Source organism: Paracoccus simplex, assembly GCF_042648325.1.
GTDB lineage: Bacteria > Pseudomonadota > Alphaproteobacteria > Rhodobacterales > Rhodobacteraceae > Paracoccus > Paracoccus simplex.
The window spans coordinates 54,381-68,850 of the sequence record NZ_JBHRXE010000020.1 but is presented as its reverse complement, the minus strand read 5'-3'; the positions used below and the strand labels follow the sequence as shown (position 1 = coordinate 68,850).

Here is a 14,470-nt window from a genome sequence, read left to right as displayed (position 1 = left end):
TCAGGCGTCGCGTTCGATAACGAAACGCGCAAGCTGCCGCAAGTTTCCTGCATCCTCGCCATAGGGCTCCAGCGCCGATTCGGCGGCGCGGACCAGCTTGCGGGCCTTGTCCTGCGCCCCCTCGAGGCCCAGCAGCGAGACGAAGGTCGCCTTGTTCGCCGCATCGTCCTTGCGGGTGCGCTTGCCGGTCTCGGCCTCGTCGCCGGTCACGTCCAGGATGTCGTCCTGGATCTGGAAGGCCAGGCCCAGGTTGCGGGCATATTCCGCCAGCGGGCCGGGATCCTCGCCGGCCATGACCGCGCCGGCGGTGGCGGCGAACTGGATCAGCGCGCCGGTCTTGGCACCTTGCAGCCGCTTGATGGCGACGATGTCCAGCGGTTCCATGGCGGTCTCGGCGGCGATGTCCAGCGCCTGGCCCCAGACCATGCCGCGCCCGCCCACCGCCTCGGAAAAGCCGCGGATCAGCGCCAGGCGCGTCTCGGCCGCGCCGATCTGCGGATCGGTCAGCAGGCCGAAGGCCAGGCTTTGCAGCGCGTCGCCGGCCAGGATCGCGGTCGCCTCGGACCATTGCACATGCACGGTCGGCAGGCCACGGCGCAGGTCGTCATTGTCCATCGAAGGCAGGTCGTCATGCACCAGGCTATAGGCGTGCAACGCCTCGACCGCCGCGGCGACGGGCAGCGATTCCCGGTCGCGCAACCCGAACAGCCGCGCCGATTCCATCGCCAGGAAGGCGCGGATGCGCTTGCCGCCGATGCAGGCATAGCGCATCGCATCGGCCAGCTCGCCCGAGGGCAGATTCGCCATGGCCTCCTCCAGCGCGGCCTGCACCTGCGCCTTCACGTCCTCAAGGCGGTCCTGCATCACAGGCCCTCGACCGGGGCGGTCCCGCTGGGCTGGCCATTGGCGGCCAGGGTGATCTTTTCCACCCGCTCCTCGGCCTCGCGCAGGCGCTTGTCGCAATGCGCGCGCAGAGCGGCGCCGCGTTCGTAAAGCTTGATCGATTCCTCCAGCGTCGCCTCGCCGTGTTCCAGCCGGCCGACCGTCGCCTCAAGCTCTTTCATCGCCTCCTCGAAGGACATGTTCTCGATCTCGGTCACGCCGCAGTCTCCCTCAGCACATCGACATGGGCACGCGCCGAGCGGCCCAGAGCGGCGAGATCATAGCCGCCTTCCAGCGCCGATACCACCGGGGCCGAACAGGCGGCCGCGGCGTCGCAGATCATCCGGGTGATGGCGGTGAAATCCGCCTCGCGCCACATCAGCGCCGCCAGCGGATCGTCGGCATGGGCGTCGAACCCGGCCGAGACCAGCACCAGCTGCGGCCGCCAGGCCTCGACCCGGGCGCAGAGCTGCCGCCAGACGGCGCGGGCCTGCTCGCCGCCGCTGCCCGGCGCCAGCGGCACGTTCACGATCTGCCCATGCGCACCGCTTTCGCCGGGCGCGCCCGAGCCCGGATAAAGCGGTATCTGATGGCTCGAAGCGAACAGCGCCCGCTTCTCGTCCCACAGCACGTCCTGGGTGCCGTTGCCGTGATGCACGTCGAAATCCAGCACCGCCACCCGGTCCAGCCGGTGATGGTCCAGCGCCCGCAAGGCCGCGATGGCGACCGAGGAAAAGATGCAGAATCCCATGGCCCGCGCCCGCTCGGCATGATGGCCCGGCGGGCGCATGGCGACGAAGGCATTGGGCGCCTCTCCGGCCAGCACCGCGTCGACCGCGGCGCAAACGCCGCCGACTGCATTGCGCGCCGCCGCCAGGCTGTCCGGCGCCAGATAGGTGTCCGAATCGAGCATGGCCCAGCCCTCGGCCGGCGATTTCCGGCGCAGCGCGGACAGGTATTCCGGCGGATGGGCGCGCAGGATGTCCGTCTCGGCCGCTTCCGGCGCCTCGCGCCGGGCCAGGTCGAGCCCCGCCAATGCGCCCAGGACGGCATCCAGCCGCGCCACCTGTTCGGGATGGCTGGGCGGCGTCACATGCAGGTGCCCCGAAGGATGCGTATAAAGCAAGGTCATCGGCCAAGGATTATGGGCAGCCCCGCGGCACGGCAAGCCCATCCTTGCGATCGGGCGGGGGGGCGACGAGCCCGCCCGGAAGCCGTCTTCTCTGTTTTCCAAATACTCTCGGGGGTCCGGGGGCAGACAGCCCCCGGCGCGACGGCGAAGGATCAGACCGTCAGCCGCTGCCCGTCATGCCCGGCGATGCGCAGCTCCATCAGCGTGCCCTCGGGCATGTCGCGCGCGAAGGCCACCTCGGTGAAATGCTCGGTCCGCCCCAGGCGCGGCCCCTCGGTCAGCACCATGCGGCTTTGCCCGACCTCGGCCGCGAGGTGGCGGGCCAGCGCCGCATCGCCCGCCGCGCGCAGCCGCGCCGCACGATCCCGGATCGCCGGACCCGGCACCCGCGGCATCCGCGCCGCCGGCGTCCCCTTGCGTGCCGAATAGGGAAACACATGCAGGAAGGTCAGTCCGCAATCCTCGACCAGCTTCAGGCTGTTCTGGAACATCGCCTCGGTCTCGGTCGGGAAGCCGGCGATGATATCGGCGCCGAAGACGATGCCGGGGCGCAGCTTGCGGGCATCCTCGCAGAAGCGGATGGCGTCGTCGCGCAGGTGTCGGCGCTTCATCCGCTTCAGGATCATGTCGTCGCCGGCCTGCAGCGACAGGTGCAGATGCGGCATCAGCCGCGGCTCGCTGGCGATGGCCAGCATCAGATTCTCGTCCGCCTCGATCGAATCGATCGAGCTGATGCGCAGCCGCGGCAGGTCCGGCACCAGCCGCAGGATGCGCATCACCAGATCGCCCAGCCGCGGCTGGCCCGGCAGGTCGGCGCCCCATGAGGTCAGGTCCACCCCGGTCAGCACCACCTCGTTGAAGCCGCGGTCGCGCAGCCGCTTGATCTGTTCGACCACCACCCCGGCCGGGACCGAGCGCGAATTGCCGCGGCCATAGGGGATGATGCAGAAGGTGCAGCGGTGGTCGCAGCCGTTCTGCACCTGCACATAGGCGCGGTGCCGGCCGAAACCGTCGATCAGGTGGCCCGCGGTCTCGCGCACCGACATGATGTCGTCGACCTGCACCTTCTCGGTTTCGCCGATCAGGTCGGGGGCCTGCATGGCGGCCCAGGTGGCGGGCTGCATCTTTTCATGGTTGCCGATGACGCGGCTGACCTCGGCCATGGCGGCAAAGGTTTCGGGCTCGGTCTGGGCGGCGCAGCCGGTGACGATGACCGGGGCGCCGGGGTTCTCGCGCGCCAGCCGGCGGATTTCCTGGCGGGCCTTGCGCACCGCCTCGGCGGTCACCGCGCAGGTGTTCACGATCACCGCGCCCTGCAGCCCGGCGGCCTCGGCCATCTCGCGCATGGCCTCGGTCTCATAGGCGTTCAGCCGGCAGCCGAGGGTGGCGAAAACCGGGGGCTTCAGATCCTTCATCCGCGCCAGACCCCGTCGAAGACATGCGCGGTCGGGCCGGTCATCCAGACCCCGTCCTCGCGCCAGTCGATCTCCAGCACGCCGCCGGGCACGTTGACCCTGACCCGGCGCCCGGTCAGCCCGCGCCGCGCCGCCGCCACCACCGCCGCGCAGGAGCACGAGCCCGAGGCCAGGGTGATGCCGGTGCCGCGTTCCCAGATGCGCAGCACGATCTCGCTGTCCGAGACGACCTGAACGACCTCGACATTGGTGCGCTGCGGATAAAGCGGGTGATGCTCGTGCGCGGGGCCGAAACGGTCCAGGTCCACCGCCGCCGCATCGGGCACGAAGAAGGTCAGATGCGGATTGCCCATGCCGGTCGCCACCGGATCGCCCGCGATGGGCAGGTGCAGGGTGTCGACATCCTCGGCCAGCGGGATCCGCGCCCAGTCGAGCACCGGCGCGCCCATGTTCACCCGCGTCAGCCGGTCCCCGGCATCCTCGGCCGCAAGCAGGGCATGGTCGGTGGCCAGCCGCAGCGCCGAAGCGCCCGATTCGTCCATCAGGAAGCGGGCGACGCAGCGCGTGGCATTGCCGCAGGCCGCCGAAAGCGAGCCGTCGGCATTGAAGAACACCAGCCGCGCATCGGCATTCTCGCCGGGCAGGATGACGGCCATCTGGTCGAAGCCGACGCCGCGATGGCGGTCGGCGATGGCGGCCACGGTCGCGGCATCGGGCAGCGCGCCGGTCCGGCGGCCGTCCACGACCACGAAATCATTGCCGAGCCCGTGCATCTTCATGAAGGGCAGAGGGGCGGTTTGGCCGGGGTTTTGCTGGTGCTCCATGGCGGTGACATACTCCTGCCGGAAAGATTCTGCCAGAGGCGGCGATTTTTCCGCTTGACCCTGTCAGCCGCCGACCGTAGTTAGCCCCCGTGCGATGGGCCCGTAGCTCAGTTGGTAGAGCAACTGACTTTTAATCAGTGGGTCACAGGTTCGAATCCTGTCGGGCTCACCACTTTTCCAAAGAAGATCAGAGATTTGCGGAAAGCGGTGAAACTCTCCGTCCGACCGGCCGAATGCGTCCGCATCGGACGGTCTTGTGCTGTTCGGCCGGTATAGGCAGCAGTCAGGCCGACAGGATCCCGGCGGCTGAAATCGCGGCCGCCCCGGTCCGTTCGGTCCGCAGATCCTGCAGCTTCCCAAGGACATCACCGGCGGCCCAGAACCCCGGGCGGTGACGCGTCATGCAAAGGCCTATGGCAATTGCCCCGACGCCCCCGCATCGGCGGCGCCGGCACGCGCGCCGGAGCCCTCGTCCACCGTCACCACCACCGAGAGGCCGGGCTCGAGGTATTCCGACATCTCCTGGCCCGGGTCGATGCTGATGCGGATGGGCAGGCGCTGGACGATCTTGGTGAAATTGCCCGTCGCATTCGAGGAGCTCAGCAGGCTGAATTCCGAGGCGGTGGCGGGCGAGAAGGCCTCGACCCGGCCGGTGAAGGCGCGGTGCTGCATGGCGTCCACCGTGAAGGTGGCGCGGTCGCCGACGCGGACCCCGTGCAGCTGGGTTTCCTTGAAGTTCGCGATCACCCAGATATCGGGGCCGACATGGCTGACCAGCGCCGTGCCGGCGGTGGCGTATTGGCCGATGCGCACCCCGACCTGGCCCAGCCGCCCCCCGGAAGGCGCGCGGATCACCGTATTGTCGAGGTCGATCTGCGCCAGTTCCACCGCCGCGCGGGCCGAGGCGATCTCGGCGCGTTTCGCGGCCAGTCCGACCTGGGCGCCGTTGACGTTCTCGCGCGCCACGGCGATGGCGCTTTCGGCCTGGGTGACCGCGGCCTCGGCCTGGCGCAGCGCCAGCTCGGTCTGGTCGGCCGAGCTTTGCGCGGTCACGCCGCGCGATTGCAGGGCCCGCGTCCGGTCCCAGGTCGATTTCGCCGTGTCCCGCGCCGCCTGCGCCGCCGACAGCGCCGCCTCGGTCGATTGCAGGCTGGCCTGGGCGGAATGCACGCTCTGTTCCTGGATCTGCAGCGCCGCCTCGGCGCCTTCCAGCATGGCCTGGGCCTGGGCCAGCTTCTGGCGATATTGCCGGTCGTCGAGCCGGGCGATGACCTGGCCGGCGGCGACGGGCTGGAAGTCCCGCACCTCGACCGCCGCCACATAGCCCGAAAGCTGCGGCGCGAGGCTGGTGACCTTGCCGCGGATATAGGCGTTCTCGGTCTGCGGATGCGCCGCGGCAAAGGGCGGCAGGTGCCAGGCGAACAGCACGATGAGCAGGCCGGCAAGGCCGGCGGCAATGGCGATCAATGTGGGGATCAAATGGGTTTTGGTCATTTCGCGGGCTCGGGTTGGCTGGTCGGGGCGGGCTGGGTCTGGACGGGTTGGGGTTGGGCGGGCTGGGGTTGGGCGGGCCTGGCTGGTCGGGGCCAGAAGCGGGCCGCCAGCCAGTCGCGGAACAGGTGCAGGACAAGCGCGCAAAGCGCCGCCGCCGCCGCCAGGAAGGTCAGGAAATAGGCGTCGTTATAGGCCATGACATAGGCCTGGTTGGTGGCCTCCTGGGCGATCAGCGCCACGGCCTGCGCCTTGCGCGCCGCCAGGTCGGGCAGCTGCGGCCCCAGCAGCGCCATGTTGCGGGCGACGGCCGCGGTGGTCAGCGGGTCGGCGGTGGCCATCGATTCGCGCAGGACCTGCAGATGCATGGCCTGGCGGTGGTTGATGAAGGTCGAGAACAGGCCCGAGCCCATGGCGCCGCCCAGCGACTGCGTGGACAGGAACACGATGATGAAGGACAGGATATAGGCCGGCCCCCGCGCCAGGGCCGATATCAACCCCTGCATCATCGCCGGCGCCAGGAAGAACGAACCGGCAAAGGCGATCAGCGCCTGGCTGAGCATCATCTGCGCCGGCCGGGTGTCGATGGTCGAATGGCTGTCCATCCAGGCGCCGGCGCCGATCAGCGCCAGCGCGATCAGGTGGAACAGCGGCACGCGCGAGGGCTTCATGAAAGGCACCAGCGCCAGGCCGCCCAGCACCGTCGCCAGGGTGATAAGGGCGAAGAGCGGCACCAGTTGGTCCTGGGTCACGCCCAGGATCTGGAACATGCGCGGCGCGCCCGCGCTCTGCTCGGACAAGACCAGGCGGAAGATCAGCAGGGTCGCCGTCAGGTGCAGCATGGCCGGGCTGGACAGCCAGCGGATATCCAGAAGCGGCGTCTTGCGGTGCAGCTCGATCACCACGGCCAGGGTCAGCGTCACCACGGCCAGCGCCATCACCCAGCCGAGCCAGGCCGCATCGGTCCACCAGTGGATCGAGCCCATGACGAAAGCCACCGTCAGCCCGCCGAAGCCGGTGGCGATCAGCAGCCAGCTGACCAGGTCCATGGCGGCGATGACCTTGACACGCGGCTGCGAGGTCAGCGGCAGGGCATAGACCAGCCCCAGCGACACCGCCGCCATGCCCAGCGCCATGACATGCAGCCCGTCCCAGCCGTGATCGCCCATCAGTGCCGGCGAGATCACCCGCGCCAGCATCGGCCCGGCCGCGACCATGGCCAGCACCATGGGCAGGCCCAGCCGCATCTTCCAGGCCGGCGGCAGCGGCTCCAGCATGTACATGAAGGCCAGCGTCGAGAGCGGCGCCGAGGCCATGCCGGCGAAGAACTGCACCGCCACCGCCGAGCGCAGGTCCGAGACCGCGAAGGCCGTCAGCGAGACGGCGAAATAGACCAGGATCGCGACCTCGGCAAAGCGGCGCAGGCCGAACTGGGTGCGGATCTTGATCAGCAGCAACGGCATCGAGGCGCGCGGGATCAGGAAGGCCGCCATCAGCCAGGTCGCCTGGGTCTGGGTGGCGCCCAGATCGCCGGCGATCTGCGGGATGTTGGTGCTGACGAAGCCCTGCGCCAGGCCCTGGGTCAGGCCGATGGTCACCGAGGCGCCGATATAGCCCAGCGTCGCCGGCCAGGACATCGGCACGAAGGCCGGCAGCGCCGAAACCGGCGCCGGGGCGGGTTGCTGGCCTGCGCTCATGCCTGCCTCAGCTTCTCGGCGTTCCGGGCCATCTGCGCCAGGGTACGGCGCGTCACCGCCATGTCCTCGGCCGGGATGCCCTCGGCCAGCGCGGCATCGACCTCGGCGCGAAAGCCCAGCAACGGCTCGATCCGCGCCGCCTCGGTCAGGAAGACGGCGTGCTTGCGGCCGTCCTCGGGGATCGGCCGGCGCTCGGCCAGGCCCTGCTCCTCCAGCGCGTCCAGCAGGCGCTTCAGCGTCGGCGTCTCGATACCCATCAGCGCCGCCAGCGCCGCCTGGCTCGCGCCCTCGTGCCGGCCGATGGTGGTCAGAAGCCGGGCGCGGGCATAGGTCAGCCCGTGCTTCTCGACCCGCGCACCGAAGGCCGCGCGCAATGTCCGGGTCAGTTCGATCAGGGTTTCCACGAAGGTGGAGGGACGGTCTGGCATGGGGTTTTCCTGCTGAATCCGCGAGCGGTTCGCCATTTCGTTAGCTAGCTAATGAAATTGCCGGCAATGTTCAAGACCCCGCCGCAATTGCGGGCGGGGTCTTGCGATCCGCGTGCCGCGGATGATTCAGTAGTCGCGTTCGTAGAACAGGCCGATGGTGCTTTCGCCCTCGCTGTCCACCGAGCCGCGCGCGGTCAGGCTTTTCGAGACGTCGAGGTTCAGGTTGAGCTGCGTCTTGCCGTCGCCGCCGACCTGCACGTCGGTATAGAGGTTCTCGGAGAGATACTTGCCGGCGCGCAGCGAGACATTGCCATCGTCATCGGTCGCAAGGTCGAGATCGTCGAGCCCGGTCGAGGCACGCAGCCGGCCGACGATGCCCTCGCCGCCCTTGCCGGCCAGGGTCGCCACGGCGCTGGCCAACTGCGCGGCCTGCAAGGCGCTGATATTGTCCAGACCTCGGCCGAACAGCAGCTGCGACAGCACCTCCTCCTGCGGCATCTGGGGCGACGATTCGAAGGTGATCTCGGGATCCTGCGCCTCGCCGTCGATGATGATGCGGGTGGTGATGCCGTCCTGTTCGGTCTGCGCCACCAGCCGGATCACCGGGATCAGGCTGCCTTGCAGCTCGATCAGCCCCTCGGTCATGTCGAAGCGCTTGCCGAGCAGGTCGACGCGGCCCCGGATCAGTTCCAGCTGGCCGATGGGGATGGGCTGGTGGGCATTGCCGGTCAGGCGGATCTCTCCGCCAAGTTCGGCATCGACGCCGCGTCCGCGCACGAAGACCTGGTCGGGTGCCGAGATCAGCAGCTCGAACCGCGCCGGATCGGCCGGCGGGATCGCCGGCGGCGAGGTCATGCCGGCCGCCATCGCGTCGGGATTGGGGAATTCCAGCAGCCCGGCCTTGGCGCGGGTCTGGCGCTGCGGCGGACGTTCGGAACGGTGGATGATGTCCGGGATCGCCTTGGCGCCGCCCAGCCCGGTCGAGGGGATGCGCAGCTCGGTATGGCCGACATCGATGCGGCCCGAGACCAGCGGCCCCTGCCCCACGGTGCCGGCGACGTTGATGGCGCCGCTCACCCGGGTCTCGTAGAGATTCGGGTCGCGCAGCACCACATCCGCCAGCCGCACGTCCAGATTCATCTGCCGGTCGCCCGCCAGGTTGACCGGGCCGCTGACGGTGATGGTGCCGCCGGCCTTGACCGCGCCGCGCACGTCCACGTCGATGCGGCCGCCGGCGAAATCGGCATTGACGTTCAGGCTGTCGACCGCCAGGCCGAAGCGCGGCTCGGCCAGCCGGCCGCCGGTCAGTGCCACCCGGCCCGACAGCGATTCCAGCGCCGGCTTGCCGTTCAGGCGCAGATCGAAGCTCAGCGGCCCCTCGATCGAGCGGGTGCGCAGAAAGGGGTTGGCGGCGGCGGCATTGCTGGTGCCGCTGACCTGGATGTCGGCGGTGACGAAGCTGGCCGCCGCCGTGCCGGTGACACGGGCCTGGGTGTTGCCCGGGCCGGTGGCGGTCAGGTTCAGCTCGTAGTTCTGGCCGGTGTTGCGGATGGTGCCCGCGACCGCCGCCGGGCCGGGGAAACCCTGCACCAGCAGGCCCAGATCGGCCAGCCGCGCGTCGAGGTTCAGCCCTTCGGCCGGGCTGCCGTCGCCGGTGACGGAAAGCTGCGGATTCTGCGCCCGCAGCCGGCTGACGGTCAGGCTGCCGTCGGCGCGCTGGGTCGCGGCCAGCTCGATGCTGGTCTGGCCGGCCAGCACGGCATCGGCCTGGGCATTGCCCACGGCAAGGTTGCTGGCCTGGCCGGTGGCGGTGATCGCCCGTGTGCCGTCCTGCTGGTCCTGCACCCGGCCCTGGGCCTGTACCGCACCGCGGAAGCCACGGCCCAGAAAGCGCAGGTCGTCGGCGCGCAGGTTGGCGCTGAGGTCGGTGGCACCCGTGCCGATCTTGCCCGAAGCGCCGAGGTTCAGACGCGGGTTCTCGACGGTGGCGGTGTCGATGGTGAAGACGCCGCCGCGCTCGGTGCCCTGCACGGCCAGCCTGGTCTGGCCGGCCAGCGCGCCGTCGACCTGCGCCTGGCCGAAGGACAGGTCGGTGCCGGTGCCGGTCACATCGAGCCGGCGTGCACCGTCGCCCGCATCCTTGAAGCTGCCTTGCGCGTCCAACGCCCCGCGCCAGCCGCGGCCGAAGCTGGCCAGCGACCGGATGGTGACCGCGCCGGTCATGTCGGTGGTCTTGCCGATGGTGCCCTGCGCCGTCGCCAGCATCTGCTGGTTGCGCAGGTCGAAGCTGTCGATGGTGAACTCGCCGCCCTGCTCGCGGGCGGACAGTTTCAGCGCCGTCACCCCGGTCAGCGCCCCGTCCACGTCCTGCTGACCGAAGCGCAGGTCGGTGCCGCGCCCGGTCAGCTCCAGCCGGCGGGCATCGCCCTGTTTCGCGGCAGTGCCCTGCAGGGTCACGCCGCCCGAGAAGCCACGCCCCAGCACCGAAAGGTCGGGCATGGTCACCGACAGCCGGCCGTCCAGCGCCTCCATCGAGAAGGTGCCGGCGCCCTCGGCGTCCAGTTGCGGGTTCGCCAGCTTGAACTCTTGCAGCTCATAGGTGCCGCGCCGTTCCTGCAGCGCGATGGTCAGATCGGTTTCGCCCTTGAAGGCGCCGTCGATCTCGGGCCGGCCCAGGGCCAGATCGCGCGCCTTGCCCTCCAGCGCCAGCTTGCGGCCGCCCTGCGGGCCGGTCAGATGCGCGCGGGTCTGCACCGCACCCGCATATTGCGGGTCGGCGACCGACAGGTCGGGCATCGAGATCGTCGCCGTCACGTCGCTGGCATTGCTGTTCAGGTAACCCTGCGCCTCGGCCGTCAGGTTCTGGGCGTTGACATGCAAGCGGTTCAGCCGGATGCCGGTGGTGTCGCGCGTGGCGCTGAGGTCGATGGTCGATTCGCCCGCCAGCATCCGGTCGGCATTCTCTTGCCCGATGCGGATGTCGATGCCCTTCACCTGGGTGTCGACATCGAAGGCCTTGCCGAGCAGGACATAACGGCCCTTGATCGCCGCCTCGGCCTGCCCGCCCAGCTCGCGCCCGGCCAGGCGCGAGAAATGCGACAGGTCGCCGTGGCGGGCGGTGATGTCGCCGGCCAGCGCCAGACCGCTTTTCAGGCCCGAGACCTCCATCTCGCCCTTGAAGCCGTAGCCATCGCCGTTGACGTTCATGCCCCAGAATTTCAGCGCATTGCCGGGGGTGAAGGCGAAGTTGACGCCGCCGTTCAGCGTGTCACCCACCGCCTCGGCCAGGCCCTGGTCGGTGGGCTTGACGTCGTCCATGCCGAAGGCGACCCAGCCGCGCACCTCGGACAGCGCCTGTTCGGGGGTCAGCACGATGCGGCCGCGGCCGTCCAGGCGCAGTTCGGACAGGGCGAGGTCGGGACGGGCGATGTCGCCGACCCGGCCCTTGAGCACCCAGCCCGCGCCCTGCGCCGCATCATAATCGAGCCGCAGGCTGCCCGAGGTCACCGTCATCGGCTTGTCGCCGAAGGGCACCGCGACGGGCAGTTGCGTGGCGCCCGCGTCCTGGCCCAGGAGCAGCGTCAGATGCGCGCTTTCCGGCGCGCCGCGCGCCGTGGTGGCGACCGAGCCGGCCAGATCCAGCGCCCCGGTGGTCACCTTGAGTTCGGGGATCAGCAGCCGGCCGTCGGCGCCGCGCCAGCCCTCGGCGCGGATCTGCGAGGTGCCCTCGAAGAATTGCTGGTTCTCGGGCGAGGTCAGCGTGGCGATATCGCCGGCAAGCTGGGCGCGGAAGGCGGTGCCCGGCGCGCCCTCGCGCGCCTCGGCCTTGACCGAGACGGTGCCCTGCACGCGGGGCTGGCCATCGGTGTTCAGCCGGATGTTGGCGGTGTAGTCCGACAACGGCCCGGTGCCCGAGATCTCGGCCTGAACGGCCGGGCGGCCGTTCATCTTGACGATATTGGTGAACAGGCCGTCGCGGTCCTCGTCCAGTTTCAGGTCCAGCGCCAGCACCCGGGTCTCGTTGGAGAAGCCGGCATCCAGCTGGAATTCGCCGCGTGGGCCGTCCACCCGGTCGATGGCGAGCTTGGTCGCGCCCTCGCCGTTTTCAAGATTCATCGAGCCGTCGATGGCGATCACCGCCTCTTGCCCGATGATCGGCTGGCCGAGTTCCACCCGGCCGACCTGGATCTTGTCGATATTCACCGCGACCGGCAGCTGCGGCAGGGAAAACTCCCGCGCCTCGGCCTGGGGGGCGCTTTCGCCGGTGCCGGGCAGCCGTGGCAGGATGACGCGCTCGGCCGACAGCTCGTCGATCTGGATGCGGCGCGACAGCAGCGCCGAGCGGCTCCAGCTCATGGCGCCGTTCTCCAGGGTGATCCAGACGCCATCGTCGTCGGCGATGGTCATGCGGTCGAAGGTCGCGCGCGAGCTGAGCGCGCCGCGGAAGCCGTCGATGGTGACGACCCGGCCGGCGCCGGACAGCTTTTCCTGCAGGAAGCGGGTGATGAAGCCCTTGTCGTCCTCGACCTCCTGCGAGATCTCGGCGGCGCTGTCCTGGGCCAGGGCGGGGCTTGGGGCGGCAAGCGGCGCAGCCAGCACCAGACACAGGGCGCAAAGCAGACGATAAGCCAGATCACGCATCAGAACGCCTGCCCCAGACCGATATAGACCTGCACCCCGCCATCGTCGCCGTCGCCGCCGCCGACCGGCGCGGCGATGTCGAAGCGCATCGGGCCGATCGGGGTCTTGTAGCGGATGCCCGCCCCGGCCCCGGCCTGCCAGCCGCTGCCGCCCGAGAATGCGCTGTCCTCCCACACCCGGCCGGCATCGGCAAAGACGGCCAGGCCGATGCGCTCGCGGACCTGGATGCGGGTCTCGGCGGTCAGGGTGACGATGGACATGCCGCCGGTCTTGACCGGGCCGTCCGGGCCCTGGATCACCTCGACGCCGAGCGATTCATAGGAATGGCCGCGCACCGTGCCGCCGCCGCCCGACCAGAACAGGTAGTCGCGCGGGGTCTCCTCGATCTCGGGGCCGACCACGGTGCCCAGCCGCGCCCGCCCAGCCAGGGTGAAGCGGTCGTCGGTGCCGAAGCTGTAATAGGCCCGGCCCTCGGCGGTCAGCTGCGCGCCCGAGCCGGTCTCGTCCTGCAGGCCCAGGAAGGGAATCGCCCCGCCCGACAGCCAGTAGCCGCGCTTGGCGTCGTTCTGGTCGTCGCGCTTGTCCCAGGTGATCGAGGCGGGCAGCGCGAACAGCCGGAAATTCGTGCGGCCGCTGTCGTCGTCCACGCGCAGCGCCCGGTATTGCAGGGCGATGTCGGCGGTCAGCTCGTCGCTGGGGAGCCAGGTGAAGCCCAGCCCGAAGGTACCGGACTTGAGGTCGTAATCCTCCTCGGCCAGGCTTTCGACCTCGGCCAGCACATAGCCGGTGGTGTCGGCGGTGATGGTCGCCGGACGGTCAAGGCGCACGCCCAGGCTGTAGTCGCGCCCGGTATCGCCGCCGATATCCGAAACGCTGGCATCGACGCGCAGCCGCTCGCCGCCGCGGAACAGGTTGCGGTTGATCCAGTAGCCGGTCAGCGACAACCCGTCGGTGTTGGAATATTCGAAGCCGGCGCCCAGCCGGCGCAGCTTCTGCTCGACCACCAGCAGGTCCACGTCCAGCGTGTTGCCGGGGCTGATGTAATCCGACTCGGTCAGGGTGATGGCCGAGAACACGCCCGAGCGGCGCAGGCGCTTCCTCACATCCTCGAGCTTCTCGGGATCGAAACGCTCGCCTTCGGGGAAGCCGGCGATCTTGCGCAGCCGGCGCGGGTCCATGCGCTGATAGCCGCGGATGGTCAGCTTGCCGAAGCGCAGTTCCGGCCCCGGCGCCAGCAGGATGCGGCTGTCGATCTTGTTGGTGGCGTGGTCGGCGACGATGTCGGTCGAGGCCACGTCGGCCTTGGCATGGCCGACATCGCGCCAGCCCGAAACCGCGGCGGTGGCGGCGGTCTTCATGTCGCCGGTGCGGGCGATGGCGCCGGCGTGGTAGTCCTTGGGCAGTTCCGTCCCCGGCGCCACCGGCGCGATTTCGGCGCGGCTGTAGCGGAAGCGCGGCCCCGGCTGGACATGCACCTGTACCTTGCGCACCGCGCCGGGCGCGTCAAGCGGCGCCACGGTCGCGGCCTCGACCCCGTCCAGGGTGATGTCGATGAGGCCGGAATAATAGCCGTTGTCGTAAAGCACGCCCAGGATGCGGGCATAGTCGCCGCGCGCCGCCGCCAGCAGATCCTGCCCGGTCACCCGCCCCTCGTCCTGGGCGCTGACCAGGAGCGAGGTCTGGCGGATCTGCGGCAACAGCGCGTCGTCGCCGCCATCGACCTTGAAATCCAGATCCACTGGCGAGGATTCGTTGCCCTTGCCGCCCCCGAACCAGCCCGAGAACGGTGAGGAGGACGGCCCCGAGGACTGCGCCATCACCATGCCCGCGCCGGTTCCAAGCACGATTGCGGCAGCCGTTCCTGCCTTGATCCAGCTTTTCATTGCCTGACTGCCTTGCTTCTGGCGGTTTTGCCGGAAGCATTGCAGGCCGCGTCAACAAAATCCAGCGCATGCGCCCG

At 69.7% G+C, this 14,470-nt stretch carries 10 protein-coding genes and 1 tRNA gene; 1 reads left to right on the top strand and 10 read right to left on the bottom strand.

Annotated features, from left to right (window positions below):
- From ACFOMP_RS09230 to dapF, 5 genes are all read right to left on the bottom strand, one after another.
- Positions 1-864 (bottom strand): polyprenyl synthetase family protein, encoded by an 864-nt coding sequence (locus ACFOMP_RS09230; protein ID WP_289894488.1) that lies wholly within the window; start codon positions 862-864, stop codon positions 1-3.
- The gene (locus tag ACFOMP_RS09225) at positions 864-1,100 is read right to left on the bottom strand and encodes an exodeoxyribonuclease VII small subunit (protein WP_289894489.1); all 237 of its coding nucleotides are present in this window, start codon (positions 1,098-1,100) and stop codon (positions 864-866) included. Before ACFOMP_RS09225 ends, ACFOMP_RS09230 begins: the two co-directional genes overlap by 1 nt.
- The gene (locus tag ACFOMP_RS09220; RefSeq protein WP_379029744.1) at positions 1,097-2,014 is read right to left on the bottom strand and encodes a histone deacetylase family protein; all 918 of its coding nucleotides are present in this window, start codon (positions 2,012-2,014) and stop codon (positions 1,097-1,099) included. Before ACFOMP_RS09220 ends, ACFOMP_RS09225 begins: the two co-directional genes overlap by 4 nt.
- Before the next feature lie 152 nt (positions 2,015-2,166).
- Positions 2,167-3,420, bottom strand: a complete 1,254-nt coding sequence (mtaB, locus tag ACFOMP_RS09215) for a tRNA (N(6)-L-threonylcarbamoyladenosine(37)-C(2))-methylthiotransferase MtaB (protein WP_379029897.1) — start codon at positions 3,418-3,420, stop codon at positions 2,167-2,169.
- 5 nt (positions 3,421-3,425) lie between these two features.
- The gene (dapF, locus tag ACFOMP_RS09210) at positions 3,426-4,253 is read right to left on the bottom strand and encodes a diaminopimelate epimerase (protein ID WP_289894491.1); all 828 of its coding nucleotides are present in this window, start codon (positions 4,251-4,253) and stop codon (positions 3,426-3,428) included.
- Between the two features lie 96 nt (positions 4,254-4,349).
- Here dapF and ACFOMP_RS09205 point away from each other — a divergent pair.
- Positions 4,350-4,425 (top strand) — tRNA-Lys (locus ACFOMP_RS09205).
- A gap of 239 nt (positions 4,426-4,664) precedes the next feature.
- Here the strand turns inward: ACFOMP_RS09205 and ACFOMP_RS09200 are convergent.
- From ACFOMP_RS09200 to ACFOMP_RS09180, 5 genes are all read right to left on the bottom strand, one after another.
- On the bottom strand, positions 4,665-5,747 hold the full coding sequence (locus ACFOMP_RS09200) for an HlyD family secretion protein (protein ID WP_379029741.1): 1,083 nt from the start codon (positions 5,745-5,747) through the stop codon (positions 4,665-4,667).
- Positions 5,744-7,441 carry an MFS transporter gene (locus ACFOMP_RS09195; protein WP_379029738.1) on the bottom strand — a complete coding sequence of 566 codons (1,698 nt, stop codon included), beginning with the start codon at positions 7,439-7,441 and terminating at the stop codon, positions 5,744-5,746. The genes ACFOMP_RS09200 and ACFOMP_RS09195 overlap by 4 nt, the downstream gene beginning before the upstream one ends.
- On the bottom strand, positions 7,438-7,869 hold the full coding sequence (locus ACFOMP_RS09190) for a MarR family winged helix-turn-helix transcriptional regulator (protein ID WP_289894494.1): 432 nt from the start codon (positions 7,867-7,869) through the stop codon (positions 7,438-7,440). The genes ACFOMP_RS09195 and ACFOMP_RS09190 overlap by 4 nt, the downstream gene beginning before the upstream one ends.
- A gap of 126 nt (positions 7,870-7,995) precedes the next feature.
- The gene (locus tag ACFOMP_RS09185; protein WP_379029735.1) at positions 7,996-12,510 is read right to left on the bottom strand and encodes a translocation/assembly module TamB domain-containing protein; all 4,515 of its coding nucleotides are present in this window, start codon (positions 12,508-12,510) and stop codon (positions 7,996-7,998) included.
- Positions 12,510-14,393 (bottom strand): autotransporter assembly complex protein TamA, encoded by a 1,884-nt coding sequence (locus tag ACFOMP_RS09180; protein WP_289894498.1) that lies wholly within the window; start codon positions 14,391-14,393, stop codon positions 12,510-12,512. Before ACFOMP_RS09180 ends, ACFOMP_RS09185 begins: the two co-directional genes overlap by 1 nt.
- Positions 14,394-14,470 lie beyond the last annotated feature (77 nt).